This is a genomic window from Lachnoanaerobaculum saburreum DSM 3986, from assembly GCF_000185385.1.
Classification (GTDB): Bacteria; Bacillota; Clostridia; order Lachnospirales; family Lachnospiraceae; genus Lachnoanaerobaculum; species Lachnoanaerobaculum saburreum.
The window spans coordinates 573,165-598,592 of sequence record NZ_GL622296.1 but is presented as its reverse complement, the minus strand read 5'-3'; the positions used below and the strand labels follow the sequence as shown (position 1 = coordinate 598,592).

25 protein-coding genes are annotated in these 25,428 nt (G+C 38.2%); all 25 read right to left on the bottom strand.

Going from position 1 to position 25,428, the window contains the following annotated elements:
• Positions 1-132: 132 nt before the first annotated feature.
• The 25 genes from HMPREF0381_RS02905 to argC all read right to left on the bottom strand — a co-directional run bounded on the left by HMPREF0381_RS02905 (position 133) and on the right by argC (position 25,203).
• Positions 133-675, bottom strand: coding sequence for an NUDIX domain-containing protein (locus tag HMPREF0381_RS02905; RefSeq protein WP_008750373.1), 543 nt, complete (start codon positions 673-675; stop codon positions 133-135).
• Positions 663-983 (bottom strand): hypothetical protein, encoded by a 321-nt coding sequence (locus HMPREF0381_RS02900; protein WP_008750372.1) that lies wholly within the window; start codon positions 981-983, stop codon positions 663-665. The genes HMPREF0381_RS02905 and HMPREF0381_RS02900 overlap by 13 nt, the downstream gene beginning before the upstream one ends.
• Positions 977-1,621, bottom strand: a complete 645-nt coding sequence (locus HMPREF0381_RS02895; RefSeq protein ID WP_008750371.1) for an HAD-IA family hydrolase — start codon at positions 1,619-1,621, stop codon at positions 977-979. The genes HMPREF0381_RS02900 and HMPREF0381_RS02895 overlap by 7 nt, the downstream gene beginning before the upstream one ends.
• Positions 1,621-2,886 (bottom strand): HlyC/CorC family transporter, encoded by a 1,266-nt coding sequence (locus HMPREF0381_RS02890; protein ID WP_040461094.1) that lies wholly within the window; start codon positions 2,884-2,886, stop codon positions 1,621-1,623. The genes HMPREF0381_RS02895 and HMPREF0381_RS02890 overlap by 1 nt, the downstream gene beginning before the upstream one ends.
• Positions 2,887-2,899: 13 nt before the next feature.
• Positions 2,900-3,379, bottom strand: a complete 480-nt coding sequence (gene lspA / locus HMPREF0381_RS02885; RefSeq protein WP_008750369.1) for a signal peptidase II — start codon at positions 3,377-3,379, stop codon at positions 2,900-2,902.
• Positions 3,380-3,387: 8 nt separating this feature from the next.
• Positions 3,388-4,779, bottom strand: coding sequence for an ATP-dependent Clp protease ATP-binding subunit ClpX (clpX, locus tag HMPREF0381_RS02880; RefSeq protein ID WP_008750368.1), 1,392 nt, complete (start codon positions 4,777-4,779; stop codon positions 3,388-3,390).
• A 145-nt stretch (positions 4,780-4,924) separates the two neighbouring features.
• Positions 4,925-5,662: an amino acid ABC transporter ATP-binding protein gene (locus tag HMPREF0381_RS02875; protein WP_008750367.1), complete on the bottom strand. Its 738-nt coding sequence runs from the start codon at positions 5,660-5,662 to the stop codon at positions 4,925-4,927.
• Positions 5,652-6,344 carry an amino acid ABC transporter permease gene (locus tag HMPREF0381_RS02870; RefSeq protein ID WP_008750366.1) on the bottom strand — a complete coding sequence of 231 codons (693 nt, stop codon included), beginning with the start codon at positions 6,342-6,344 and terminating at the stop codon, positions 5,652-5,654. Before HMPREF0381_RS02870 ends, HMPREF0381_RS02875 begins: the two co-directional genes overlap by 11 nt.
• 1 nt (position 6,345) lies before the next feature.
• Positions 6,346-7,173, bottom strand: a complete 828-nt coding sequence (locus tag HMPREF0381_RS02865; RefSeq protein ID WP_008750365.1) for a basic amino acid ABC transporter substrate-binding protein — start codon at positions 7,171-7,173, stop codon at positions 6,346-6,348.
• Positions 7,174-7,382: 209 nt separating this feature from the next.
• The gene (locus HMPREF0381_RS02860) at positions 7,383-7,643 is read right to left on the bottom strand and encodes an HPr family phosphocarrier protein (protein ID WP_008750364.1); all 261 of its coding nucleotides are present in this window, start codon (positions 7,641-7,643) and stop codon (positions 7,383-7,385) included.
• The gene (gene whiA / locus HMPREF0381_RS02855; protein ID WP_008750363.1) at positions 7,636-8,598 is read right to left on the bottom strand and encodes a DNA-binding protein WhiA; all 963 of its coding nucleotides are present in this window, start codon (positions 8,596-8,598) and stop codon (positions 7,636-7,638) included. Before whiA ends, HMPREF0381_RS02860 begins: the two co-directional genes overlap by 8 nt.
• A 7-nt stretch (positions 8,599-8,605) precedes the next feature.
• Entirely contained in the window at positions 8,606-9,481 is an 876-nt protein-coding gene (rapZ, locus tag HMPREF0381_RS02850) for an RNase adapter RapZ (protein ID WP_008750362.1), read from the bottom strand.
• Between the two features lies 1 nt (position 9,482).
• Positions 9,483-10,364 (bottom strand): UDP-N-acetylmuramate dehydrogenase, encoded by an 882-nt coding sequence (murB, locus tag HMPREF0381_RS02845; RefSeq protein WP_040461092.1) that lies wholly within the window; start codon positions 10,362-10,364, stop codon positions 9,483-9,485.
• 21 nt (positions 10,365-10,385) lie between these two features.
• Entirely contained in the window at positions 10,386-11,315 is a 930-nt protein-coding gene (gene hprK / locus HMPREF0381_RS02840; protein WP_008754372.1) for an HPr(Ser) kinase/phosphatase, read from the bottom strand.
• 34 nt (positions 11,316-11,349) lie between these two features.
• Positions 11,350-14,778 (bottom strand): DEAD/DEAH box helicase, encoded by a 3,429-nt coding sequence (locus tag HMPREF0381_RS02835; RefSeq protein WP_008750359.1) that lies wholly within the window; start codon positions 14,776-14,778, stop codon positions 11,350-11,352.
• A 2-nt stretch (positions 14,779-14,780) separates the two neighbouring features.
• Positions 14,781-16,097: a S41 family peptidase gene (locus tag HMPREF0381_RS02830; protein WP_008750358.1), complete on the bottom strand. Its 1,317-nt coding sequence runs from the start codon at positions 16,095-16,097 to the stop codon at positions 14,781-14,783.
• Positions 16,098-16,203: 106 nt separating this feature from the next.
• Positions 16,204-17,292, bottom strand: a complete 1,089-nt coding sequence (locus HMPREF0381_RS02825; protein ID WP_008750357.1) for a PucR family transcriptional regulator — start codon at positions 17,290-17,292, stop codon at positions 16,204-16,206.
• A 327-nt stretch (positions 17,293-17,619) separates the two neighbouring features.
• Positions 17,620-18,423, bottom strand: a complete 804-nt coding sequence (gene dapF, locus HMPREF0381_RS02820) for a diaminopimelate epimerase (RefSeq protein ID WP_008750356.1) — start codon at positions 18,421-18,423, stop codon at positions 17,620-17,622.
• Positions 18,424-18,441: 18 nt separating this feature from the next.
• Positions 18,442-18,993 (bottom strand): ANTAR domain-containing response regulator, encoded by a 552-nt coding sequence (locus tag HMPREF0381_RS02815; protein ID WP_008750355.1) that lies wholly within the window; start codon positions 18,991-18,993, stop codon positions 18,442-18,444.
• 32 nt (positions 18,994-19,025) lie between these two features.
• On the bottom strand, positions 19,026-20,330 hold the full coding sequence (glnA, locus tag HMPREF0381_RS02810; protein ID WP_008750354.1) for a type I glutamate--ammonia ligase: 1,305 nt from the start codon (positions 20,328-20,330) through the stop codon (positions 19,026-19,028).
• Positions 20,331-20,344: 14 nt separating this feature from the next.
• Positions 20,345-21,532, bottom strand: coding sequence for an aspartate aminotransferase family protein (locus HMPREF0381_RS02805; RefSeq protein WP_008750353.1), 1,188 nt, complete (start codon positions 21,530-21,532; stop codon positions 20,345-20,347).
• A 3-nt stretch (positions 21,533-21,535) separates the two neighbouring features.
• Positions 21,536-22,396, bottom strand: coding sequence for an acetylglutamate kinase (argB, locus tag HMPREF0381_RS02800; protein ID WP_008750352.1), 861 nt, complete (start codon positions 22,394-22,396; stop codon positions 21,536-21,538).
• Positions 22,397-22,407: 11 nt separating this feature from the next.
• Positions 22,408-23,634: a bifunctional ornithine acetyltransferase/N-acetylglutamate synthase gene (argJ, locus tag HMPREF0381_RS02795; RefSeq protein WP_008750351.1), complete on the bottom strand. Its 1,227-nt coding sequence runs from the start codon at positions 23,632-23,634 to the stop codon at positions 22,408-22,410.
• A 70-nt stretch (positions 23,635-23,704) separates the two neighbouring features.
• Positions 23,705-24,196 carry a GNAT family N-acetyltransferase gene (locus HMPREF0381_RS02790; protein ID WP_050784241.1) on the bottom strand — a complete coding sequence of 164 codons (492 nt, stop codon included), beginning with the start codon at positions 24,194-24,196 and terminating at the stop codon, positions 23,705-23,707.
• The gene (argC, locus tag HMPREF0381_RS02785; protein ID WP_008750349.1) at positions 24,163-25,203 is read right to left on the bottom strand and encodes an N-acetyl-gamma-glutamyl-phosphate reductase; all 1,041 of its coding nucleotides are present in this window, start codon (positions 25,201-25,203) and stop codon (positions 24,163-24,165) included. The genes HMPREF0381_RS02790 and argC overlap by 34 nt, the downstream gene beginning before the upstream one ends.
• Positions 25,204-25,428: the final 225 nt, after the last annotated feature.

Genomic DNA, 25,428 nt, shown 5'->3' with positions numbered 1-25,428 from the left:
TTCTAAAACTATCTGCTTATATTATTTTTGATAAATAAATCAAAACATATCAACTTATCAATAAGCAGTATTTTACAGGCTGTACATACCATGGTCAATAAGATGTTTTCTTGCTCTGGTTATAAATAAAAGCTATACCGCATACTTGTTTTTATAGGCAAGTATTGCAGCCACTGTCTTTGAATCCTTTAATTCTCCCTTGTAGATAAGTTCCAATAAATCATCAAGTTCCCACTCTTCAATATCTATGCTCTCATCCTCATCCAAGTCCTGTTCACCTTTTTTCAGATTTTTTGCTACAAAGATATCTATCTCCTCATCTCCAAATGCCACCATTGTATCAATTCTTATAAGAAACTCCAACTCATTCGGTGAATCCACACTGTAGCCTGTCTCTTCTCTAAGTTCTCTGAAAGCACATATCCTTCTCGGTTCATCCCCTGCATCCACCTTACCTGCCGGAAGCTCAAGTGTATATCTGTCAAGTGCGTTTCTGTACTGACGCACCAAAAGAATCTTACCGTTTTCAAGTATCGGCACTACAGCTGCCGCACCGTTGTGTTGTATATAGTCCCATACAGCCTTCTTGCCGTCTATTACTACATGGTCTTTATATACCTTTACGATAGTCCCTTCATATGCAAGCTCCCTGCTCTCTCTTTTTATCTCTCCCATTTTTGCTCCTTACCTGACTTTACAATACTTGCCACATTGTTTAGAAACTCAATTATACTATCAAGACCTTTATTTGAATATTCAAAATAATGGTCTTTTTTCTTGTCATCCTCTGTATGGTCAAAACTGAAGGGCTCAGGCCACACTGTCAGTTTCAGCTTTGCCTCGCCCCTCTTATCTTTCGGTGTAAAATTCACTTTTTCAAGCGGGTCTCTGCCAAGTCTGAATCTCAAACCGTCCAGACTTCCTGTAAAATATTGACCATAATCATAATATCCTATATTCAGCAAATCACCTTTTTTCAGCATATAAACATTTCTCTTAAATCTTTAACACTCTTTACAATATAATTCGCATCGGTAAACTCATCAAGTCCTCCATAGCCATATAGTACGCCGATACTCTTTAATCCCAAATTCTTTGCTCCCACAATATCATGGCTTTTATCACCTATCATTACAGCAGCATCTTTGTCCTCTATCTTATTTGACTTAAGCACATACTCTATTACAGCCGCCTTTGTAGCTCTCTTTGTGTTAAAGTCACCGTCCGATCCGCCTACAAATGTAAAATATTTATTCAGTTCAAAATGCTCTATAACCCTTCTTGCTTCAAACTCCGGCTTGGAGGTGGCTATATAAAGCTTATAATTAACCGATAATTCTTTTAACAACTCTTCTATTCCGTCATACAGTTCACATTCAAATATCCCTGTATTCTTATAATACTTATGAAATACGGAAAGTGCCTCCTCATACTGCTTCAGATCAAATCCGTAGAATGATGTATAGCTTTCAACCATCGGAGGTCCTACAAACTTTTTTAAATCCTCAAGCTTTTCATATATTCCGAAATGTTCCAAGGATTTTTGCACCCCTTTTGTAATACCCGGATCCGACCTTACTATAGTGCCGTCCAAATCAAATAAAATATGCTTTTGCCTCATTACTGCTCCTTAGTTACAGTTTGCTTAAGTTTCAAGCAGACCTTTTCTATTCTTGCATGATCCATCTTCTTTACTGTCAATACAATACTGTCGAGATTGATTATTTCACCCTCTGCCGGTATCCTTCCAAGTTTCTCCATTATAAGTCCGCCTATTGACTCATATTCATCAGAAGAAAGTTCCAGTCCTATTCTGTCATTGATATCGTCAAGGTTGGTTGAACCGTCTATCAGATATTCCAAATCCGATACCTTTGTTATGCCCTCATCCTCATCCGCATCAAACTCATCTCTTATCTCACCTACTATCTCCTCAAGCATATCCTCCAAAGTGATAAGCCCTGCGGTTATACCGTATTCATCAAGTACTATTACTATATTTGCACCTGTCTTTCTCATGTCCATCATAAGTGCGGAAGTTTTTTTGTACTCATAAGTATAAAGCGGTTCTCTTAAGAGTTCCTTCATAACAAAGTTTTCCTTGTCCTCTATAAGAAGGAAATCCTTTACATTAAGTATGCCGATGACATTATCCGGAGTCTCCTCATATACCGGTATCCTTGTATATCTTTCCTCTCTGAATACCTGTAATATCTCCTCATAGCTTGACTTTTCATCCACCATTACCATATCCACTCTCGGCACCATGATATCACCTGCTACAGTATCACCGAAGTCCACCACATTTACAATCATCTTCTTTTCTTCGTTTTCAATGACTCCTTCTTCATGGCTGTACTCTACCATTGCCCTAAGCTCTTCTTCTGTAACCGCATTATTTTCATCACTGTTTTTAGTAAAGATGGATATAACCGCTCCCGCCACTTTATTTACTATGAAGATAACAGGAGTCATAACGGTAACTATAACAGAAATCACACCGATATATGCCAGTGCCATGTTTTCTGCATTTTTTGATGCCACATTCTTCGGAGTAATCTCACCGAACACCAGTATCAAAAATGTAAGTATACCTGTTGCAATGCCTACAAGGCTGCTGCCGAAAATCTTGAGTGTAAGTGTGGTAGACAGTGATGAGGCGGTCAGATTCACCACATTGTTTCCTATAAGAATAGCCGAGAGCATCTTATCTGTATTTGCAGTGATATCTAAGACCTTCTTAGCCCTTTTATCACCGTTTTCCGCCAAATTTCTTATCTTTAACTTGTTTGAAGTCATAAGTGCCGTTTCAGCTGATGAAAAAAAAGCTGAAGCAGACAACAGTATCACCAATATGACCAACTGTAATATGTCACTCGTTTCCAAAATTACTCCTATATTATTCCTCAGCGGATATATTATCTGCCGAGATTTCTTCTGTCTTTTTCTTTGTTCCAAAAGGCATCATCAAGCTTCCAAGCAGTATAAAAACATCACCCAGATTGAATATTACTTTATCAAGCCCTTTCATTTTGATACGAATATAGTCCACCACATATCCACGGGTAAATCTGTCAAATATATTGCTGAGCGAACCGGCAATGATAAGACAAAGTGATAACTTCTTTACCTTATTTCCTTTTTTAGGAAGTAAGAATGAAAGTATCCCGACCAGTATTGATGTAATAAATACCGGAAAATATTTCACCGCTTTTTGATTTTCTTTCAACTTACCGAAAGGAAATCCTTTATTATGAAATTTATCTATTTCTATCTTTTTTGCAAATGTTCTCGGCAAATCCTTATTATCAAAGGAACTTACCGCATACTTTAATATAAGGTCAAGACAGGTCAGTACCGGTATCAAAATAACAAACATATTCCCTCCTATACATTTCTAAATACTATATTGGGAGCCCCCTTATGTTCCAGATAATCTCTTGTAATTATAACTCTACCTATATTCTTATCCTTAGGTATCTCATACATGATATCAAGCATGAACTCTTCTATAATAGAACGAAGTGCTCTTGCTCCTGTATCTTTTTTCATTGCCTGCTCTGCAATATAGTCCGTTGCATCATCATCAAATACAAGTTCCACTTCATCAAGCTCCAGCAATCTTTTATACTGCTTTAATATTGCATTTTTCGGCTCGTTCAGTATCTTTTTGAATGCATCTTTGTCAAGCTTTGAAAGTGTGCATATCACAGGAAGTCTTCCTATAAACTCAGGAATCATACCGAACTTTCTGATATCCTCATTGGTCACCTTTGAGTACAGGTCGGTCTCATTATCATACTTGTCCTTAAGTTCTGAATTAAAACCTACACTTGTATTCTTTTGCAGTCTTTCTTTAATAATATCGTCAAGTGCCGGAAATGCGCCTCCGCAGATAAACAATATATTATCCGTATTTACGGTTTCCATCGGTGCAAGTACATTCTTTTGATTGGTACCTACAGGCACTTCAACCTTGCTGCCCTCCAAAAGCTTTAACAGTTCCTGTTGTACACTCTCACCGCTTACATCTCTGGTATTGGTATTTTTCTTTTTTGCAATCTTATCTATCTCGTCTATAAATACTATTCCGCACTCCGCTCTCTCCACATCATTTCCGGCAGAAAGTAAAAGCTTTGATATTACACTTTCTATATCATCTCCGATATATCCTGCCTCTGTAAGTGAGGTGGCATCAGCTATTGCAAGCGGTACATTCAGAAGTTTTGCAAGAGTCTTTACAAGATAAGTCTTTCCGCTTCCTGTAGGACCTATCATAAGTATATTTGACTTTTCAATCCTTGTACCTTCCTTGTCCTTATCAAGAAATATTCTTTTATAATGATTGTACACTGCAACCGAGATAACCTTCTTTGCCACATCCTGTCCTATCACATACTCATCAAGCATCTCTTTTATCTTATGCGGTGCAGGCACATCCTTCATTGTAAAGAGCGGCTCCGTTCTCTTTTTGTCTCTTTTCTTTACTCTGGCTCTTTCAGGTATCGGATTTACATTCATATTCGGAATATTTAAGCTGCTCAAATCAATATTTTTTATATCGTCTATATTTGTTATGCCTGAGAGCTTACTCATATCCATACTCTGCATGGAGTTGAAAGTTTTTTGTATACAGTCAGGACAGATATCTATTCCGCCCGGCATAGATATCATAGCACCTGTCTTTGACTCAGGTCTCCTGCACATATAACATATTTTTTCATAGTTACCGCTTTTATCATCTTTATCTTTTGTATTATATTCTATTTTATCTTCCATCTTTCCATTCCTAATGTTTTTAAACAGTTTTATGCTATTCTAGCACAAAAAGAAAAAATGTGCCACATAGGGACAATGGCACATTTTCAGTATATCTTTATTATCATTCTTCTATTAATAAGATTTTGCAATGAATGCATTTTACTCAAAGCACCTTACTTAAAAAGATCTTTAATCTTTCATTCTTCGGATTTGTAAAGAATTCTTTCGGTTCATTTTCTTCTACAAATTCTCCCGAATCCAAGAACACCACTCTGTTGGCTACTTCTCTTGCAAAACCCATCTCATGCGTGACCACCACCATGGTCATCTTCTGCTCTGCAAGGTCTTTCATAACGGAAAGCACTTCCCCAACCATCTCAGGGTCAAGTGCCGAGGTCGGCTCATCAAAAAGCATCACATCAGGCTTCATACATAATGCTCTTACTATTGCAACTCTTTGTTGCTGACCTCCTGAAAGCTTTGACGGGTACTCGTCCGCCCTGTCTGCAAGTCCTACCTTCTCAAGCAGGCTTATAGCATAGTCAATTGCAATATTCACATCCACACCTTGAAGTTTTATAGGTGCTATAGTAAGATTATCCAACACAGTCATATGTGGAAAAAGGTTAAACTGCTGAAACACCATTCCCATCTTCCTACGGTGCAAATCAATATTTACATCTTTTTTGCAGATATCCACACCTTCAAAAAGTATCTCTCCGCTGTCTGCCACCTCTAATTTATTCAAACATCTGAGAAAAGTCGACTTTCCGGAACCGGACGGTCCTATCAGGCAGACTACATCACCTTTATTGATATCAAGTGAGATGTTTTTCAAAACTTTTTTGCCATGAAATTCTTTACATAGATTTTTTACTTCTATAAGTTTATCACCTGCCACTTCCGGCCAATCTCCTTTCAAACATCTTTAATAAATGGCTAAAGAACATTACCATTATAAGATATAATAATGCTACAGCTAAAAACGGCATCATTGCAGAGTAGGTTCTGCTTCTTATAATATCCCCCGCCTTAGTCAAATCCTCAAGGGCTATATATCCCGCCACTGAAGTTTCCTTCATAAGCACAATAAACTCATTTCCAAGTGTCGGCAATACATTTTTGATAGCCTGAGGCATTATAATGTTTACCATTGTCTGTCGATAGTTGAATCCGAGACTTCTGCCTGCTTCCATCTGTCCCTTAGGTATAGAGTTGATTCCTGAACGGAATATCTCAGCCTGATATGCCCCCGAATTTATTCCGAAAGCCAAAACAGCCGCAATGCTCTTATCAATTTTTATAGAACTGAATATAACAAAGTATATTATAAGAAGCTGTACCACTACCGGAGTTCCTCTGATTACTGTAAGATATACATTACATAAGAAATTTAAAACTTTAAGTTTCTTTGTATTTTCATATACATCCCTTACTATCGCCACACTAAATCCAAGTACGAATCCTAAGATAACCGCAAAAAATGTAACCTTCAGTGTAACTGCAAGACCTCTTAACAGTGACATCCACCTGTCGTCTGTTATAAAGTTTAGAATAAATTGTGCTTTTAATTCTTCAAACATATTATTCGGCCTTAATATATTTTGCAATAATGCTGTCTATTGTTCCGTCAGACTTTAATTCTGAAAGTGCCTTATTTACACTGTCCAAAAGCTCTTTATTACCTTTTTTGATTGCTATAGCATAGTTCTCATCTGCAAAAGCCTCATCCAAAACTTTAAGTCCGCTTGTTTCTTCAACAAATTTCTTGGCAACTTCACTGTCTATAATAACCGCATCCACTTTTCCTTGACTTAGTGCCTGTACCGCATCCATTCCCTTATCATATCTCTCAGGTTTGACATCCTTTATATCGCTTGCCAGGATATCTCCTGTAGTGCCTGTCTGTACTCCGACAGTCTTTCCTTCAAGATCCTTGGAACCTTTTATAGGTGAATCATCTTTTACTATAATAAGTTGCTTTGATGTAGTATATGTATCGGAAAAATCTACACTTTGCTTTCTCTCATCTGTAGCTGAAATACCTGCAAGTCCGATATCCGCTTTACCTGAAGTTACCTCCAGGATTACAGAATCAAATGCTATATCCTCAATCTGTACTTCAAGACCAAGCTTCTTAGCTATGGCATCCGCTATATCCATATCGATACCTACAATCTTATCTCCGTCATGATATTCATATGGCGGGAACTCCGCATTTGTAGCTAATGTAAGTTTGCCTGCCTCTACCGTCTTAATTTTAGCGGTACCGTCTGATTTACTTTCAGCTTTACCGTCTGATGCGCTTTCACTTGCGGCATTTGATGTTTGTGTCTCACTTGCCTTTCCACATGCCGCCAAACTTGCCGCCATAAGTCCTACCAAAGCTATTGTTAATATTTTTTTCTTCATAATATCCTCCGTTAAAAATGTAATCCATAATCTCTTATTGCATAACTATACACCATTATTTATAATAATGCAAGCAGTAATTTTACATCAAAAAAGACTCCAAATTGTGTATCTTTATAATGTCGGTAAAGCCAATCATCATACTGTATACAAAATTAGAGTCTTTGTCCGAAGCCCTCATACCCGATAAATGCAATCTATTCTATCAGCTATACCGCTGCTGAAGTCAAATATCTTTCCATCTCATCTACGGCATGTATCTCGTCATCACCGTCTGCTGATATGTATACCTCTTTGCCATCACCAAACTTTAATGTCATCATGCCCATGATACTTTTTGCATTTACCTTCTTAGTACCACTTTCAACATAAATTCTGCTTTCAAACTGGCTGGCCACCTGTACTAGCATAGCTACCGGTTTGGTTTCAGTCTTTGCATCCATTGCAACCTTAACTGACTTCCTAACCATCTTCTCTCCTTACTTGTTCCCTTAGCGAGTCTGCAATACTTGAGAGTTTACGCAGCCTATGATTAACCCCGCTTTTAGTGAGCTGCGGCTCAATCATCTTGCCAAGTTCCACCAAAGAAGCGTCAGGGTTTCTCAGTCTGGCATCGGCTACCGCCTCAAGATTTGATGTCAATTTATCCAGTCCCATCATATCCTTAATAAGCTGTATATCCTCAAGTTGTGAAAGTGCTGCCGACACTGTCTTATTTATATTGGCAGTCTCACAGTTTACCTTTCGATTTACATCATTTCGCATACCTTTTAAAATTCGAATATTCTCGAACTTCATAAGCGATGTAGGTGCCTCCATCAGACCAAGTGCAAGTGATATCCTGTCACTCTCCTTTATATACACCACATAGGAATTCTTCCTGGCGGTAACCTTCGGGAAAAGCAATAAGTCTTCCATCAATTCCTTCATAAATAATGCATCTTCCAAAGTAGAACAAACTATCTCAAGGTGATATCCCTTCTCAGGATCCGTTATAGAACCTGCCGAAAGAAATGCGCCTCTGAAAAATACCTTTTTACAACAGGAATTTATCAGTACCGAATTGCTTCCAAGTGACAAACTGTCCACCAACTCTTGATTTTTCAGAAGTTTTACAGCCTTAAGCACCTCTTTAGTACCGGCATCATCTATAATACTTACCGAATACAGATGTTTATGCCTGACCAAAGTACTATTGCTTATCACTACATCTGTATTTATATTAAATGTTTTTTTAACTAATGTAAAGTACTTTCTGGCAAGTCCTGAATGTTCCGTGCATATCTTTAGAGACAATTCATCGGTTTTTGATAAAGAAATTGTACCGATAAAGTATACAATAGCCAAAATTTCTGCAAGTTTGCAATGTCTGACATTTGGAACGGCTCTTATAAGTTCATTTTTTACCTCACAAGAAAATGTCATCTTTCTCCTATCTGCCGGCAATCCGTGAAATATTCTTGCCCATATCCCTATGTTCCAATCTCACACCTATGCCTTCTATATTGTCAAGTCGTCTCTTCAGCGCAGCCGCAACAGCTACAGAACGATGCTGTCCTCCTGTACATCCGATACCTATTACCAAAGCACTCTTTCCTTCATCAATATATCTGGGTATCAAAAACTTTATCATATCATCAAGCTTATCAAGAAAAATCTCCGCATCACCGTTTGAAAAGACATAATCAGCCACACCATGTTCCTCTCCGGTCTTAAGCCTCAGATCAGGGTCATAAAACGGATTCGGCAAAAATCTTACATCAAATAAAAGATCCGGATCATCAGGTATGCCGTACATATACCCGAATGAAAGTACTGTCACAAAAAGATTGTTAAATGTCTTGCCGTCCACATAGATTTCCTTCAGTTCCTGCTTAAGTTCCTTAGTAAGGAATCTTCCTGTATCCAGTATTCTGTCCGCTCCGGCTCTTAAAAATGCCAGTCTTTGCCTTTCAAGGTGAATACCGTCTATCAATCTGCCGTCTGTCGCCAGCGGATGACTTCTTCTGGTCTCCTTATATCTTTTTATAAGTGTCTCATCATCCGCCTCAAGAAAAAGGATTTCCATATTTATCTTCTTATGTCTCAACTCATCAATAACTTTGTCCAAGCCGTCAAGTCCGCTCCTGATATCAATACCCAAAGCCGCACCCTTCATTCCTCTTTCCGAATCAACGGTCAACTCTACAAAGTTTGAAATAAGTTCTACAGGCAGGTTGTCCACACAATAATAACCGAAATCTTCAAACATCTTTAATGCAACAGTTTTTCCTGAACCGGACATTCCTGTTACAATGACTATCTTCATATCAAATCATCCTTACTTCACATTCTAATTTTACACCGAACTTTTCATATACTCTGTCTTTGACATACTGTATCAAGTCTTTTACATCCTTTGAGGTGGCATTATCATAATTTATTACAAAACCGCAGTGCTTACTTGAAACTGCGGCACCACCCAGCCTAAACCCTCTAAGCCCAGCATCATCTATAAGCTTTCCGGCAAAATATCCTTCAGGTCTTTTGAAGGTGGACCCTGCACTTGGATACTCCAGCGGCTGCTTTTCTTTTCTTCTATTGTTAAGGTCTATAACAGCAGCTTTTATTGTTTCTTTGTCTCCATATTTTAACTTCAGTCTGGCCGCCAAAACGATTTCTTTATTAGCCAAGATATTGCTCTTTCTGTAGCCAAGCTCAAGTTCACATTTCTTTTTCCACTTTATTGTTCCGTCAGGACATAAAACCTTTACCTCAGACAGCACCTGTGACATTTCACCGCCATAGGCACCCGCATTCATAACTATAGCACCGCCCAGAGTGCCGGGAATGCCGCAGGCAAACTCAAAACCGCTAAGCCCCGCTTCCATAGCATATACACTGACCTTCTCAAGCCTCAGTCCGGCTCCAGCCTCTATCACATCTTTTTTGTGCTTTATCGTATTGTTCAGACAAACAGTAGAGATAATCACGCCGTCATAGCCTCTATCATCTGCCAATATATTGCTGCCCTTTCCAAGGATATAATACTTCATATTTTCTTTTCTTATTATCTCCATACAAAGGCGTATCTCTTCTTCAGTGACAGGAGTCAAAAAAAACTCACATTCACCGCCTACACAAAAGGTTGTGTGATTCTTTAACAACTCCCTTTTTTTGCAATTCTCACCCAGGATAGTTTCAAAATCCATCATTATCTCCACCAGTCGTTATCAATCTTTTCCGGCAATATTTGCTTGAACTCTGTTATAAAGCTCCTGTGCCGCATTGTATCCCATCATTTTCTGTCTGTGATTTACGGCGGCGGTTTCTACAATGATTGCCAGATTTCTTCCCGGTCTGACAGGCAGAACATGGCATACTACCTTGTTTCCCAAGTATTCAATGTAGTTGTCCTCAAGTCCCAGTCTGTCATAGTCTTTATTTTGTACCCAGTCCTCAAGCTGTATAACCAGATCTATTGACTGAGTATCCTTTACACTCAGTACACCGAAGAGTGCTTTTACATCTATGATACCGATTCCTCTAAGCTCAATAAAATGCTTTGTGATATCGGGAGCGGTTCCGACAAGTGTCTGCTGTGACACCTTCCTTATCTCTACAACATCATCCGATACAAGTCTATGTCCTCTTTTTACAAGTTCAAGTGCCGCCTCACTTTTGCCGATACCGCTGTCTCCTGTAATAAGTACACCCTCACCATATACATCTACCAATACTCCATGTATTGATATAACCGGAGCCAACTTCACATTCAGCCATCTGATAAGTTCAGCTGTAAGATATGTGGTGGACTGCTCGGTTCCAAGACATGGTACACCGTAATGTAAACAATATGAGAGCATATCCTCATCAGGCTCTATACCTCTTGCATATAGTACACATGGCACCTTATATGACAATAATTTGTCATAAGTCTTTTTCTTTGTACTCTCATCAATTGTCTGAATATATGCATTCTCCACATTACCAAGTACCTGCACTCTCTCACTGTCAAAGTGATCAAAAAAACCTGCAAGCTGCAATGCCGGTCTGTTTATCTCCGGATGCTTTATTATTATAGACTCGGTGTCTATTCCCGGTGTAAAATCCTTCAGCTTTAACTCATTAATAAGTTCCTTAATTGATACATTTTCTCCCATTTTACCTCCGATCACTGCTCCCCCTGTCAAAATCTTATCCCAAAAGCTCCAACAGCTCTTCTCTTGAAATATTTGACAGTGACATTCCCTCTTCAAAGTTAAGTACTCTGTCCGCCAAATCCTTCTTTGACTCTTGAAGCTTGACTATTCTCTCTTCTATAGTGCCTTTTGCAATAAGTCTGTATACCGTTACCGTATTTTTTTGTCCGATTCTATGCGCTCTGTCCGTAGCCTGATTCTGTGCCGCAAAATTCCACCATGGATCATAATGAATCACTATATCCGCCCCGGTCAGATTAAGTCCTGTACCTCCCGCTTTAAGTGAGATAAGGAATACATTTGTATCATCATGGTTGAATTTATTTACCAGTGTAAGCCTTTTATCCTTAGGTGTAGAACCTGTAATCATAAAGCTTGTGATTTTTTCTTTTTCAAATCGCTTACTTATAATATCAAGCATTGAAGAAAACTGCGAAAACAGCAGTATCTTATGTCCCGCTTCTATACCGCTTTTCACCAAGTCTATACATGTATCAAGCTTGGCAGACTCACCGCTGTAATCATCAAAAATCAGATTCGGGTCACAACATATCTGCCTAAGCTTTGTAATCTCTGCCAGAACAATCATCTTTTTATTGTTATAGTCTTTGTCACCAAGCAGTATCTTCTTCAGATTGCTAAGTTCACCGTCATATGCCAACTGCTGTTTCCTGTCAAATCTTGACACTCTGACTTCTTCTATCTTGTCAGGCAAATCAAGTGCCACCTCCGACTTAAGTCGCCTTAGAACAAACGGAGCTATCATCTTAGATAAAAGCTTTGCACTGTCTTCATTTCCCGTCTTTACTATATCATTCTCATATCTGGTTCTAAAGGCGGTATAACTATATAAAAAGCCCGGCATAATATAGTCAAATATGCTCCACAGCTCACTCAGTCTGTTCTCAATAGGTGTTCCTGTCAGGGCAAATTTTACATCGGCCTGCACAGCCTTTACCGCCTTTGCCACACCTGTATTTTGATTCTTTATAAACTGTGCCTCATCTATTATTTGATGTGAAAATCTCATATCATGATAAAGACTTATATCTCTTCGTAGTGTATCATATGAGCTGATATATATATCCACATCTTCATTTTCTTCAAGGCTCTTTTGCCTTTCCTCCTTTGCGGCTGCCAGCACGGACACTTTAAGTATATTTTCATTATCAAACTTTGAGATTTCCTCACTCCAATTATATACCAAAGATGCCGGACATACTATAAGAGCTTTAGTCAACCTGCCGTTTTGTTTTGCATCTATCAAAAGTGATATGACCTGCAAGGTCTTTCCAAGTCCCATATCATCTGCCAATATTCCGCCAAAGCCAAGTTCTTCTACAGAACGAAGCCATTTAAATCCCTCTTTTTGATATCCTCTAAGGACATTTATAACCTCATCAGGCGGTATAAAATCTATGGACTTTATGCTGTCAAACTTACCAATAAGTTTTTCAAAGCTCTTATCTCTTTTTTCAATCAGCTCATTATGTTCCTTCATCATCTCATCAATGTAGATTGAACGATACAGCGGTACACTTAATGCCCCCGCCCTCAGATCTTTTGAAGAAATATTAAGAACATTCAGCATCTCATCAAAGTTTTCCATATATTCGGAATCCATATTTACAAAAGCACCGTTTTTCAGCCTGTAGTACTTTTTCTTCTTTCTGTAGCTTGACACAATATCTACAAGCTCTTCAGGACTCATATCATCTGAAAGCAACTCAAGTTGCAAAAGATTTGACTTTACCGACACACCGATACTTGTAGACGGCCTTTTATAAACTCTGACATTATTGAATCCGTCACTTCCAAGTACCTTGCCATATCTGTTCAAAACATCAATACCTGATACCTTAAGTTCATACAGCTCATCTTCAGTATTTGTTGACAGATAGTCACCGTTTGAATTATCAGGCATAAATTTTTTTAAAACATCTACCGCCTTGCTCTCCTGCTTCAGATCTCTAAGCAGTTCACCCTCTGTTCTCTCAAGCACTTTACCTGAAAGTACATCCACTTTTCCGCCACTGTAATTTGCCTCGATTTTTCCGATTGCATTGTCGCCTTCCATATCCAGATAGAATGTAATATCCGCTTCTTCAGGTATAAACTCTATTGCCTCAGGTGCTTCATCTTTTATAATCGCACTGTCTCTTATAATCGGCAACACCTTTGAATAAAATCTGCCTATATTTTTTCTTCCTATCTTAACATCATGATATCCGAAATCCTGAACTCTTAAGGCTTTAACCAGGTCAAGAATTTTATTGTCACATTTATCAAAATATGTATCACTTATACAATATACATTTCTGCCGGTTTGAATAAACAGAGGAAATTTTAATCTTAAATTTATTCCTCCAAACTGCCCGTCATTGTATATAGGAGTTATATTTATCCTTATCTTTTGACTGTGTTCTCTAAACTCAATCTCCGTAGTAATATTCTTTTTTGTAAGCGGTTCTTTTACAAGCTCTATTCTTTTGCCCACAAGTAAATCAAATATATCATCCACATTTGACGGATCCAACTGTATTCTTGAGACATTAAATCTTGTTCTGGCATAATCCAGCAGATTATAACTGATAGCCGTCTCTTTTTCAATCAAAGTTTCTATAAATTTTACATACTTCAGACTTTCCTCATCAAATACGGAATAAGACAGTCTGACACTGTCTTTCTTACCCAGCGGATAAATTTCATTTCCCTTTATGGCATTCACAAAGCTCACATAGTTTTTTATCATCAGAAGCTTTTTTTTGCCAATCCTGAACTGAATAAAAGCTCCGACAGTGTCATTCGGGCCTTCTGAAAGTATCAGTCTCGGAACCACATTTATGCTGCCCTCATCACTTGCCTCATTGTCGTAGTATGAAAGAAAAGAATCTCCAAAGTAGTTGGTCTCATCACCAAGTTCATGGCTGTCCAGATATGCATTCAATAAAAAAACCGTAGCTACTACATGTTCACAATTTCTCCTGTCATTGCCATAATACATGCTCATTCTGTTCTTGTTAAAGCACCTTGCACAATCACATGTTGCATCTGTAAGTTCATTTTTACTGAAATCTATCCTGACATTACAATCATCCGACCCTATATGTGCCTTTGCCCTACCGTATACTCCAGTATCCTGTTCAAAGTAGTAGCCGTAGTCCATATCATATTTTCTGGTGTTTTCCTCAACACTTTCCAGTTTTACCTGTCCCTTTTTTATCAGTTCCTTTGCTTTTTTTGCAATATCTGTAGTCATCGAAAGGCTATCTATAATATCCTCTCCGCTGAAGTATTTATAAACAGCCTTTTTTTCATCAGTACCAGAGGCGGATATTATATCCGCCTTTATTTTCTTTATACTCTCATTTTCTTTTTTCAGTTCACCTGCTTTTTTTAGCCCCTCAAACGGATTGAAGCTCATATTTACTCCTCACTCTTTAGTATTTCCACAGCTTTGCCAAGTTGATTGTCGGAGTCGCTGCCAATCACTGCACCGTCATTCAAATCCACATCCACATCAGGCTTTATACCGACCTTGTGCAAATCATAACCTGACGGCGGATAGTAATGCTGTGTGGTGATTTTTACTGCTGTGCCGTCACCAAGAGGAAGCACATTTTGAACGATGCCTTTTCCAAATGTTGTCTTTCCCACTACCTTACCCCATTTGAAATCTTTGAAAGTCGCTGTAAAAACTTCCGATGCCGATGCCGAATTTTCATTTACAAGTACCGCCATCGGAATCTTAAGTTCATCCGGATTTTTAGCATAATACTCTTCTTTATTGCCGTTTTTATCCTCCGTATATAAAACCAGACCTTCAGGCAATATATAATCCAACATATCCACAACCTGATCAAGCAGTCCTCCCGGATTACCGCGCAGGTCTACTATCAGTTTTTTCATTCCCTGTGATTTCAGTGACTCTATATTTGACTTAAACTGCTCCGATGTCAACGCATCAAACTGACTTACAGCCACATAGCCTATCCCGTCATTAAGCATCTTTGATGTTACGGTCTGTATCTCTATTGACCTTCTTGTAAGATTTAAGTCTATCTGTTTTCTGTCGTCACCTCTGATTACCGTCATGGTAAAACTTGAGCCTTCCACGCCTCTTATCTTTGTTTTTACCAATACATCCAGGTCTGTACCTGTTACTTCCTCACCGTCTATTTTATATATTATATCTCCGGCCAACAGTCCGCCTTCCTTTGCAGGGCTGTTATCAAATACATTTACTATTGTAATAATCTTTGATTTGGGATTTTGTGAAACTGTAGCACCTATACCTGAATACTTACCTTCAGTATCCTCATTGAGTGCTTTATACTCTTCCTTGGTATAATATACCGTATACGGATCGTCAAGCCCGTTCATCATTCCTGCATAGATACCGTCTTCCACCTTTGTCATATCCTCATCAAAGAGAAAATATTTATCTATAATACTTTGTAACAGTGATGTCTTTTCCTCTATCTTTCTATAATCCAGCTTACTTACATTAGTAGCCGCCAGTCCTGATGTAAAGCCCCCGTTATTCAGTGCAATAACAAATCCCACATAAACAAGTACAAACGAAACTATCATTCCGGCTATAAAACATACAATTCCGTTCAGCCTGCCCTTTCGCCGCTTTGCTCTTTCTTCTATCCTGTACCCTGCATCTGTAGCTGTTTTTCCGTCTTTTCGTTCTTTGATATATTCTTTTAAATCGTCATTTTCATGATTTTCAAACATATAAACCCTCCAAATCCATATTTCATTCTATGATACCATCTCTTACATAAAAAACAAAGAGGAGATATAAATCTCCCCATATTTATCTGAAACTTTATATTTTATTTTAGTAACCTACCCTATCCATATATGACATATATTTTACAACCATAAGGGCAATCTTGAATGTGATGGCATCCTCAAACATTCTAAGGTCAAGACCTGTACTCTTTTGTAACTTATCCAAACGATATACCAGCGTATTCCTGTGGATAAAAAGCTGTCTTGAAGTCTCAGACACATTCAAACTGTTTTCAAAGAACTTGTTGATAGTGGTAAGTGTTTCCTCATCCAAGTCCTCAGGATTCTTTCCGTCAAAGATCTCCTTAATGAACATATTGCAAAGCGGTATAGGCAACTGATATATAAGTCTTCCTATTCCAAGCCTTGAGTAAGCTACTATATTTTCCGATGTATAGAATATCTTGCCTACATCAAGCGCCATCTTAGCTTCTTTATAAGACTTTGAAACCTCTTTTATCTCATTGACTATAGTACCGTATGAGACGGTAACGTTTAAGATACCTATAGAGTTCAACTCATCTATAACGGACCTGGCCACCCTGTCAAGATCCTCATATGCCGAACCCTCCTTCATCTCTTTGACAAGGATGATGTCTCTCTCATCAACCGCCGTAACAAAGTCCTTGTTCCTTGATGAAAAAAGCGACTTCACAGCTTCAAGACTTGATACATCCCTCTCATTCTTAGTCTCAATGATATATACCACTCTTCTTACAGTTGTCTCAATATGCAACTTCTTTGCTCTATTGTAGATATCTACAAGTAGCAAGTTGTCAAGCAAAAGATTCTTGATGAAGTTATCCTTATCAAATCTCTCCTTGTATGCTACAAGAAGGTTCTCCACCTGAAATGAAGCCAACCTTCCTACCATGTATGTGTCATCTGTGGTACCTTCTACCAAAAGAATATACTCAAGCTGATGCTCATCAAAAATCTTAAAAAACTGGAACCCACCGATAGCCTGTGAGTCCGCCAATGAATTGGCAAATGTGTTTACCTGTAAACCATAGGTCTCCGCTTCTGAAAAGGTAGTTGCCAAGACCTTGCCTTCAATATCACAAACGCAAAGCTCAGTTCTTGTAATACTTTTCAGTCCGTCTATAGTATTTTGAAGAATCTGGTTTGAGATCATATATTTATCTCCTTTTCTCTATTACTTTACCCCACCATCTCATACAAAAAATATGATGAGACAGTCACTAATCACTCGTCACTTTTGACAAGGACTAATTTTACAATTCGATATTATCTAAATATCTGATAGTAGATATTAACAACTTTCATATAAATAATAATGCATTATCACGAGTAAATCAATAGCAAAAAAGGTTTTTTTACTTTTGTTTATGTAAAATTGCCTATACACCATTGAGTATAAGTTCAATCTGTTAAAAGATTACCATGATATTGACAGGAAAATTATATTTTGCTTGCTTATTGTAAATAATAACTAAAAACTTTAAAAGTTTATTTCACCTGTAAATACATACTCGGCTTTTCCCCTCATATATATTTCATCATTTTCCAAGCTGATATCAAGGTCTCCGCCAAGCAGATGTACTCTGACCGATGTATCACAGGCACCTTTTTTCATTGTGGCAAAGGCACTGGCACAGGCTCCTGTACCGCAGGCAAGAGTCTCTCCGGAGCCTCTCTCCCATACCCTCATGTAGATATTTTTTCTGTCCTTTATATAAATGAACTCCGAATTGACCTTCTGCGAAAATCTCTCATGCTTTTCATAGTATTCTCCCACTCTGTTAAGATCCATATTCTGTAGTTTCTCCAATGAATCTATATAATAGACTGCATGCGGATTGCCTATATCAACTCCTATAAACTCTTTCTCCTCACCGTTTATCAATATTTTCTCAGGAAATTCAGATGTAATAACGGCCTTTCCCATATTCACATTGATATATTCCGCCTTACCGTCCTTAGGTTCCACCTTGATATACTTAATACCTGCACCTGTTTCCATGGTGAAATTTTCAGATTTTACATAGCCATGATCATAAGCATATTTTGCTACGCATCTTGCACCGTTTCCGCACATAAGTCCCCTGCTGCCGTCCGCATTATACATATCCATCTTAACATCCGCTATATCTGAAGGGCAGATAAGTATAAGTCCGTCACTGCCAACTCCGAAATGTCTGTCACTTACCTTTATTGCAATCTCACTTGGATTTTTTATCTTTTCTTTAAAGCAGTCCACATATACATAGTCATTGCCTGCTCCCTGCATTTTTACAAACTTCATATAATTTTCTCCATCTATCTATTCCTTACCACCATATAACAGACAAATCTTTTTTGCCGTACTTATGATAGTGTCTCCGTTTTTCATACTGCTGCTTTGTAAATATTTATGTGCCTGCGGCTCAGTCATCTTCTTATACTTTATCAAAAGTTCTTTAGCTCTTTGTATTGTAAGAAAATTCTTACTGCCACGTTCTGTTTGCTTTTTCTTTCTCTTTCTCTCATAATAAAGCTTATCTGATATCTCACCGACCTTTTTTACAAGCTCTGTTACTTTAAAAGGCATCGGCAAAAAATTTATATTCTCACTCAACGGCTCATTTAATTTATTTGGAGAACAGATGAGCAAAAGTTCACAACTCTCATTGATATTTTCACTTAACTCCATATATTGCATATCACCGAGTCGGTAAGCACATATCACAATACCGTAATCAATATCATCACACAGATTTATAGCCTTGGCACCTGATGCAACTACTCCTACAATTGAATATCCGTTTTTTATCAAAATAGACCTTAAAACCTTGCTGTCACCGGGATTTGGAAATGCAATGATTATATCTGACATTATTGTCCTTTCTCCAATGATACCGCATAAACTCAGTATCTTTCCAAATACTTTTTTATTTCCCAATCTGTAATAGCGTTGTTAAACTCATCCCACTCATTCTCTTTTGCACTTAAATACTCTCTGAATATATGCGTACCGAGCTTTTCCTTCACAAAGTGTGAATTTTTGAACTCTTCAATAGCCTCTTTTAATGTACTTGGCAACTTCCTGATATTTGTAATCTCATTTGAATACATATTTTCATTGACAGCTTCTTCTAAAGCTAAATTTTTTTCTATTCCTTCAAGTATTGAATATACAAGCATTGCAATACAAAGATATGGATTGGTAGCGGAATCAGGGCTTCTAAGTTCAAGTCTTATCTGATTGTTTCTCTCGCCGGTTATTCTAAGCAGTGTGCTTCTGTTGGAATTGGAACTCCATGACACATATACCGGTGCATCAAAACCCGGCTTTAACCTTTTATATGAGTTCACAAGCGGATTGTTTATAAGTGAAACGGCACAGGCATGGTGCAGTATTCCGGCTATTGCCGCTCCCGCCTTTTTGCTTAATTTTTTGTCTTCTTCAAGCAAATTATTGCCGTCCTTATCCAAAATCAAAATTTTAAAGTGCATTCCGCTTCCGTTCTCATTACCAAAAGGCTTCGGCATAAATGATGCACTGAGTCCATGTCTTTTTGCCAATGTCTTGACCGCCATTCTGAAGGTCTGTATTGCATCCGCACAAGAAAGAGCATCCTGATTGGTAAAGTCTATTTCATGCTGTGCCTTGGCAATCTCATGGTGTGACGCTTTTATATTTATGCCCATATCTTCAAGATTCAACACTATATCTCTTCTGATATTCTCACTCATATCAAGCGGTCCTATATCAAAATAGCTGGCTTTTTCTTTTACTTTGAGGCTGATTTCTCCGCTGTCATCAGTATTCAGCAAGAAAAATTCACATTCAGCTTCTATAAATATATTAAGACCTGCATCCTTTGCCCTTTTGCATGCATCTAAAAGTACGGCTCTGGGGTCCGCACCGAATATACTTCCGTCGGCTCTGTATATATCACAGATAAATCTTGCCACCTTACCCTGTTGCGGTCTCCATGGAAAGATGCAAAAGGTAGAAAGATCCGGATGTAAATACAAGTCCGAATCCTCTATAGGCGCAAATCCCTTCACACTTGAACCGTCAAAAAGAATCTTATTTTCAAGTGCATCCTCAAGCTGACTTGCAGTTATCGCAATATTTTTCAAAGTTCCGAAAATATCTGTAAACTGCAATCTGATAAATTCTACATCTTCCTCTTCAACTATGGCAAAAATCTCTTCCTTCGTCATCGCTCACCTTTTTTCTAAAACTTATCAAGCACCCTTTTTAACCTTTCGAGTGCATCATCAACATTATCTTTTGAAATAATAAGTGGCGGAATAAATCTCAATACATTGCTTCCGGCATTGATAAGTACCAATTTCTCATCAATAATTGCCGATTTTATAATATCAGCCACAGGTCTGTCAAACTCCATTCCAAGAAGCAATCCCTTTCCTCTGACTTCCTTGATAAAAGGATATGACTTTGCCAGCTCTTCCAAGCTTTTTTTGAGATAGTCTCCCACCGTTTTTACATTTCCTGTTATATCATCTTCCGTAAAGATATCAAGTACCTTGGATGCCACCGCACACACCAAAGGATTTCCTCCGTATGTGGAGCCATGATCTCCGGGCTTTAAAACACCACTTGCCTTACCTGATGTCAAAAAGGCACCTATAGGTACTCCGTTACCAAGTGCCTTTGCCACAGTCATCACATCCGGCTTTATACCGTATTCCTGCCATGCAAAATACCTTCCGGTTCTTCCCATTCCACATTGAATCTCATCCAAAATCAGTATCAAATCATGTTCATCTGTAAGATTTTTGATACCTGTAAGGAACTCTTTTGCGGCAGGATGTATTCCGCCCTCACCCTGTACCGTCTCAAGTATTATAGCACAGGTTTTGTCACTAACAAGATTTTTTACAGATTCGATATCATTATATTTTGCAAATTTTATACCCGGAATCAGAGGATAAAAGTCCTCTCTGTAATGCTCATTTCCGGTTACTGAAAGTGCCCCCAAGCTTCTACCGTGAAAGCTTCCTTCCATCGCAATTATTTCAAATCTTTCACCGGTTTTTGTACCGTATTTTTTCGCAATCTTTATCGCACCCTCAATTGCCTCAGTACCTGAATTTGTAAAAAACACCTTCTCCATTTGGCTTATTTTAAGAAGCTTTTGCCCTGCATCTATCACAGGCTCATTATAAAAATAGTTTGATATATGCCAAAGCTTATCCGCTTGAGCTTTCAGTGCCTCATTCACTCCCTTATAGTTATACCCAAGCCCCTGTACGGCAATACCCGCAAAAAAATCCAGATATTCATTTCCGTCGGTATCAAAAAGCTTTATCCCGTCGCCATGATCAAATACCACCTGATACCTGTTATATGTCTTTAATAATAATTGTTCTGCACAATCCATTGACTCTTTCATCTTCATAACTTAATCTCCTACTATCATGGTACCGATACCCTTGTTTGTAAACATCTCAAGCAAAAGACAATGTGCCACCCTGCCGTCAGCTATTGTCACCCTGTTTACTCCGTTTCTTATTGCATCTACACAGTTTGAAAGCTTCGGCAACATACCGCCTCCCATCTGTCCGTTTTCTATAAGCTTTTCTATTTCACTTATACTTATCTTTTCTATCAAACTGCTCTTATCGTCAAAGTCTTTGTACACTCCCTCCACATCTGTAAGAAATGCCAGTTTCTCAGCTTTTAACGCCTTTGCAACGGCACATGCCGCATCATCGGCATTTACATTGTAACTTGTATACTCTTTATCAAAACCCACCGGGCATATTACAGGTAAAAAATCCCTTTCCAAAAGATCAAAGATAATATCGGGGTTTACCTCACTCACTTCTCCGACCAGACCGATATCCTCTCCTTCCACTTCCTTTTTATGGCAATGTAGCAGTAATCCGTCCTTTCCGCTGATACCTACAGCTTTCATTCCAAGTTCTCCGATCATCTGCACCAGCTCTTTATTCACTTTGTTTAACACCATTTCCACCACTTCCATAGTGGCAGCATCTGTAAACCTTAATCCGTTTACAAAATGAGGTTCAATATTCACTTTTTCAAGCCATTTTGAAATCTCCTTGCCTCCTCCATGTACTATAACAGGCTGCATACCTACAAGCTTTAAAAGCACAATATCCTGTATTACCTTTTTCTTTAAATTCTCATCAAGCATTGCCGAACCGCCATACTTTACAACCACTGTTTTTTTATTAAATGCCTGTATATACGGCAAAGCCTCAATAAGAGTCCCCGCCTTTTCAAGTAATTTATCCATAAAACACCTCTCTAGCTTCTGTAATCCGCATTTATCTTTATATAATCAAATGTCAAATCACAACCCCATGCCGTTGCATCAAAATCTCCCATATTTAAATCTACAACAGCTCTTACTTCCTTTGCAGATAAAATTTTTGTAGCCTCTTTCTCATCAAAGCCTACAGATACACCGTCCTTATATATCAAAATCCTTCCGTTTTCACTTTCAAAATACAGTTCCATATTATCGGGATCAAACTTTTCACCGCTGTAACCCAAAGCACAAAGTATTCTGCCCCAGTTGGCATCATGTCCGAATATTGCAGCCTTTGTAAGTGATGAGGTGACTACAGACTTTGCCAAAGTTCTTGCAGCCTCCTTAGTCTTTGCACCCTTCACCACCACTTCAAAAAGTGCGGTGGCTCCCTCACCGTCTCCTGCAATCATCTTTGAAAGAGCGGTTGTGACAAAATTTAAATTGTGCTTAAATGTCTTATACTCCTCACTGTTTTCATTAACTATCTTTTCATTATCCGCAAGTCCGTTTGCAAGTATTATAAGAGAGTCGTTTGTAGATGTATCTCCGTCCACACTTACCATATTGAAGGTATCGACAACATCTTCTTTTAGAGCCTTTAATAAAAGTTCCTTTGAAATATTCACATCGGTTGTGATAAATCCTAGCATTGTACACATATTCAGATGTACCATTCCCGAACCCTTACACATAGCACCCATCTTTACAGGCTTTCCGGATATTTCAAACTCTATCGCAACTTCCTTTGATACGGTATCAGTAGTCATTATAGCTTTTGCAGCCTCATTTGCAGCCCTTTCGCTCTGTTCTAAAGAATTGGAAAGTGATTCTATACCGGCACAGATTCTGTCTATAGGAAGCTGCATGCCTATAACACCTGTGGATGCCAAAAGTATTGAATTCTCTCCCACTCCAAGCTTGTCGGCCGCTTTCTTTGCACTCATCTTACAGTATTCCATGCCCTCATCCTTGGTACAGGCATTTGCAATACCTGAATTTATAACTATTGCATTTACATAAGTTTCACTGTCTGTTATTTTTCTGTCCCAAAGCACAGGTGCCGCCTTTACAAGATTTGTAGTATAGGTTCCTGCGGATATGGCAGGAACTTTTGAAAAAATCATAGCCATATCAGTTCTGTTTTTATATTTTATATTCGCCTCTGTTGCACTTGCAAAAAATCCCTTCGCTGCACATATTCCGCCTTTTATTATCTTCATACTTTCTCCTTATATTGCTTTTATGATTAACTGTAGCATCTACTCAAAGCTTTAATCCCTGTATAGCCGATTATGCTACTATACTTGAAATATTTTCCTCATTCAGTACAAGCTCATAGCTGTTTATCTCTTTATTTTGCTTCCAGTTTTGACTCTTCCAAAAAATATTCCCTGCAAGATTTTTCTTAAACGCTATAAGAGTTATCTTGCTTATTCCTTCGGCATTTACTCTATCTATGGCTTCCTTTACAATCTTTGCCGCTATATTCTCACCTCTAAACTTTGAATCCACACATACATGATAAAATGTCGCCTGCCTGCCGTCATGACCTGAAAGTATGGTTCCTACTATATGATTATCCTTTATTGCCACAACGCTAAGCCCCACATTTCTGTCAAGAAATCTTTTTATATGTTCAAAATCATCATCAACCGCCCTGATTCTAAAACCCTTTATACTTTGCCAAAGCGACATTACCTCGGTGTAGTCCTCGATTTTCATTGTCCTTATTTCTATATCTTTTTTCATCATATTGACATCGGTAAACTTTTTAATCCGCATTCTTCATCTATCCCAAACATTAAATTCATATTCTGTACGGCCTGACCTGCCGCTCCTTTTATAAGGTTATCAATGGCACCTGTCACCACTATCCTGTTTGTCCTCTTATCTATTACATAACCTATATCTACAAAATTGCTACCCTTTACAAATCTCGTTTCCGCATTTTCATTTTTTCTAAGAAGTCTTATAAACTTCTCATTTGCATACTCACTCTCATAAGCATTTTTTATATCTTCTTCGCCAATTCCGGGCTTCAGTGCGGCATATGCCGTTACCAAGATTCCTCTCATCATAGGAACCAGATGGGGTGTAAAACTTATCACAATATCCTCTCCCGCCACCTTCGAAAGCTGTTCTTCTATTTCAGGAGTATGTCTGTGACTTCCGATTCCGTATGCCTTTATATTTTCATTCACTTCACAAAAAAGATTATCAACCTTGGCACTTCTTCCCGCACCTGAAGTTCCCGACTTTGCATCTATTATGATACTCTTTTCATCTATCAGTTTATGCTTTAACAGCGGATATAATGAAAGTATCGAGCAGGTAGGATAACAACCGGGATTTGCAATCAGTCTTGCTTTCTTTATCTCTTTACGATAAAGCTCAGGCAGACCGTATACCGCCCCTTCTATAAGCCCCTTAGCCTTATGCTCAAGCTTATACCACTTTTCATATACATCCACATCCTTTATCCTGAAGTCTGCCGAAAGGTCTATTACCTTAGCATTTGCAAGCACTTCATCATTTATATTTTCAGCAAGGAAACCTTGAGGTGTAGCCGTAAATATAATGTCGGCTTTCTTTGACAATTCCGACACATTGTCGTTTACACAAATATCGTCTGCATATTTATACATACTTCTAAATATACGTGAGTAACTCTCTCCCGCAAAGCTCTTTGAACCGAATCCCACTATTTTCACATCATCTCTTTGTAACAACAGTCTTACAAGCTCGGCTCCTGCATACCCTGTAGCTCCCACAATACCCGCCTTTATCATAAAAACACCTCATTTCCTTTCCTACTTTGTTATAATCACTTTTATAGTTTTATAATTATACACTTTTTATGAATAAAATCAAGGTTCTGTGCATAAAAATTTTGAGCAAATAAAAAGCCCGGCAGCGTAATGTGGGTGCTGCCATGCTTCATGTAATCAAATATTTACAGTTGATTACAACTGTGTTATGCTAAAAACATAAGAATATTTTATATTCGGAGGTAT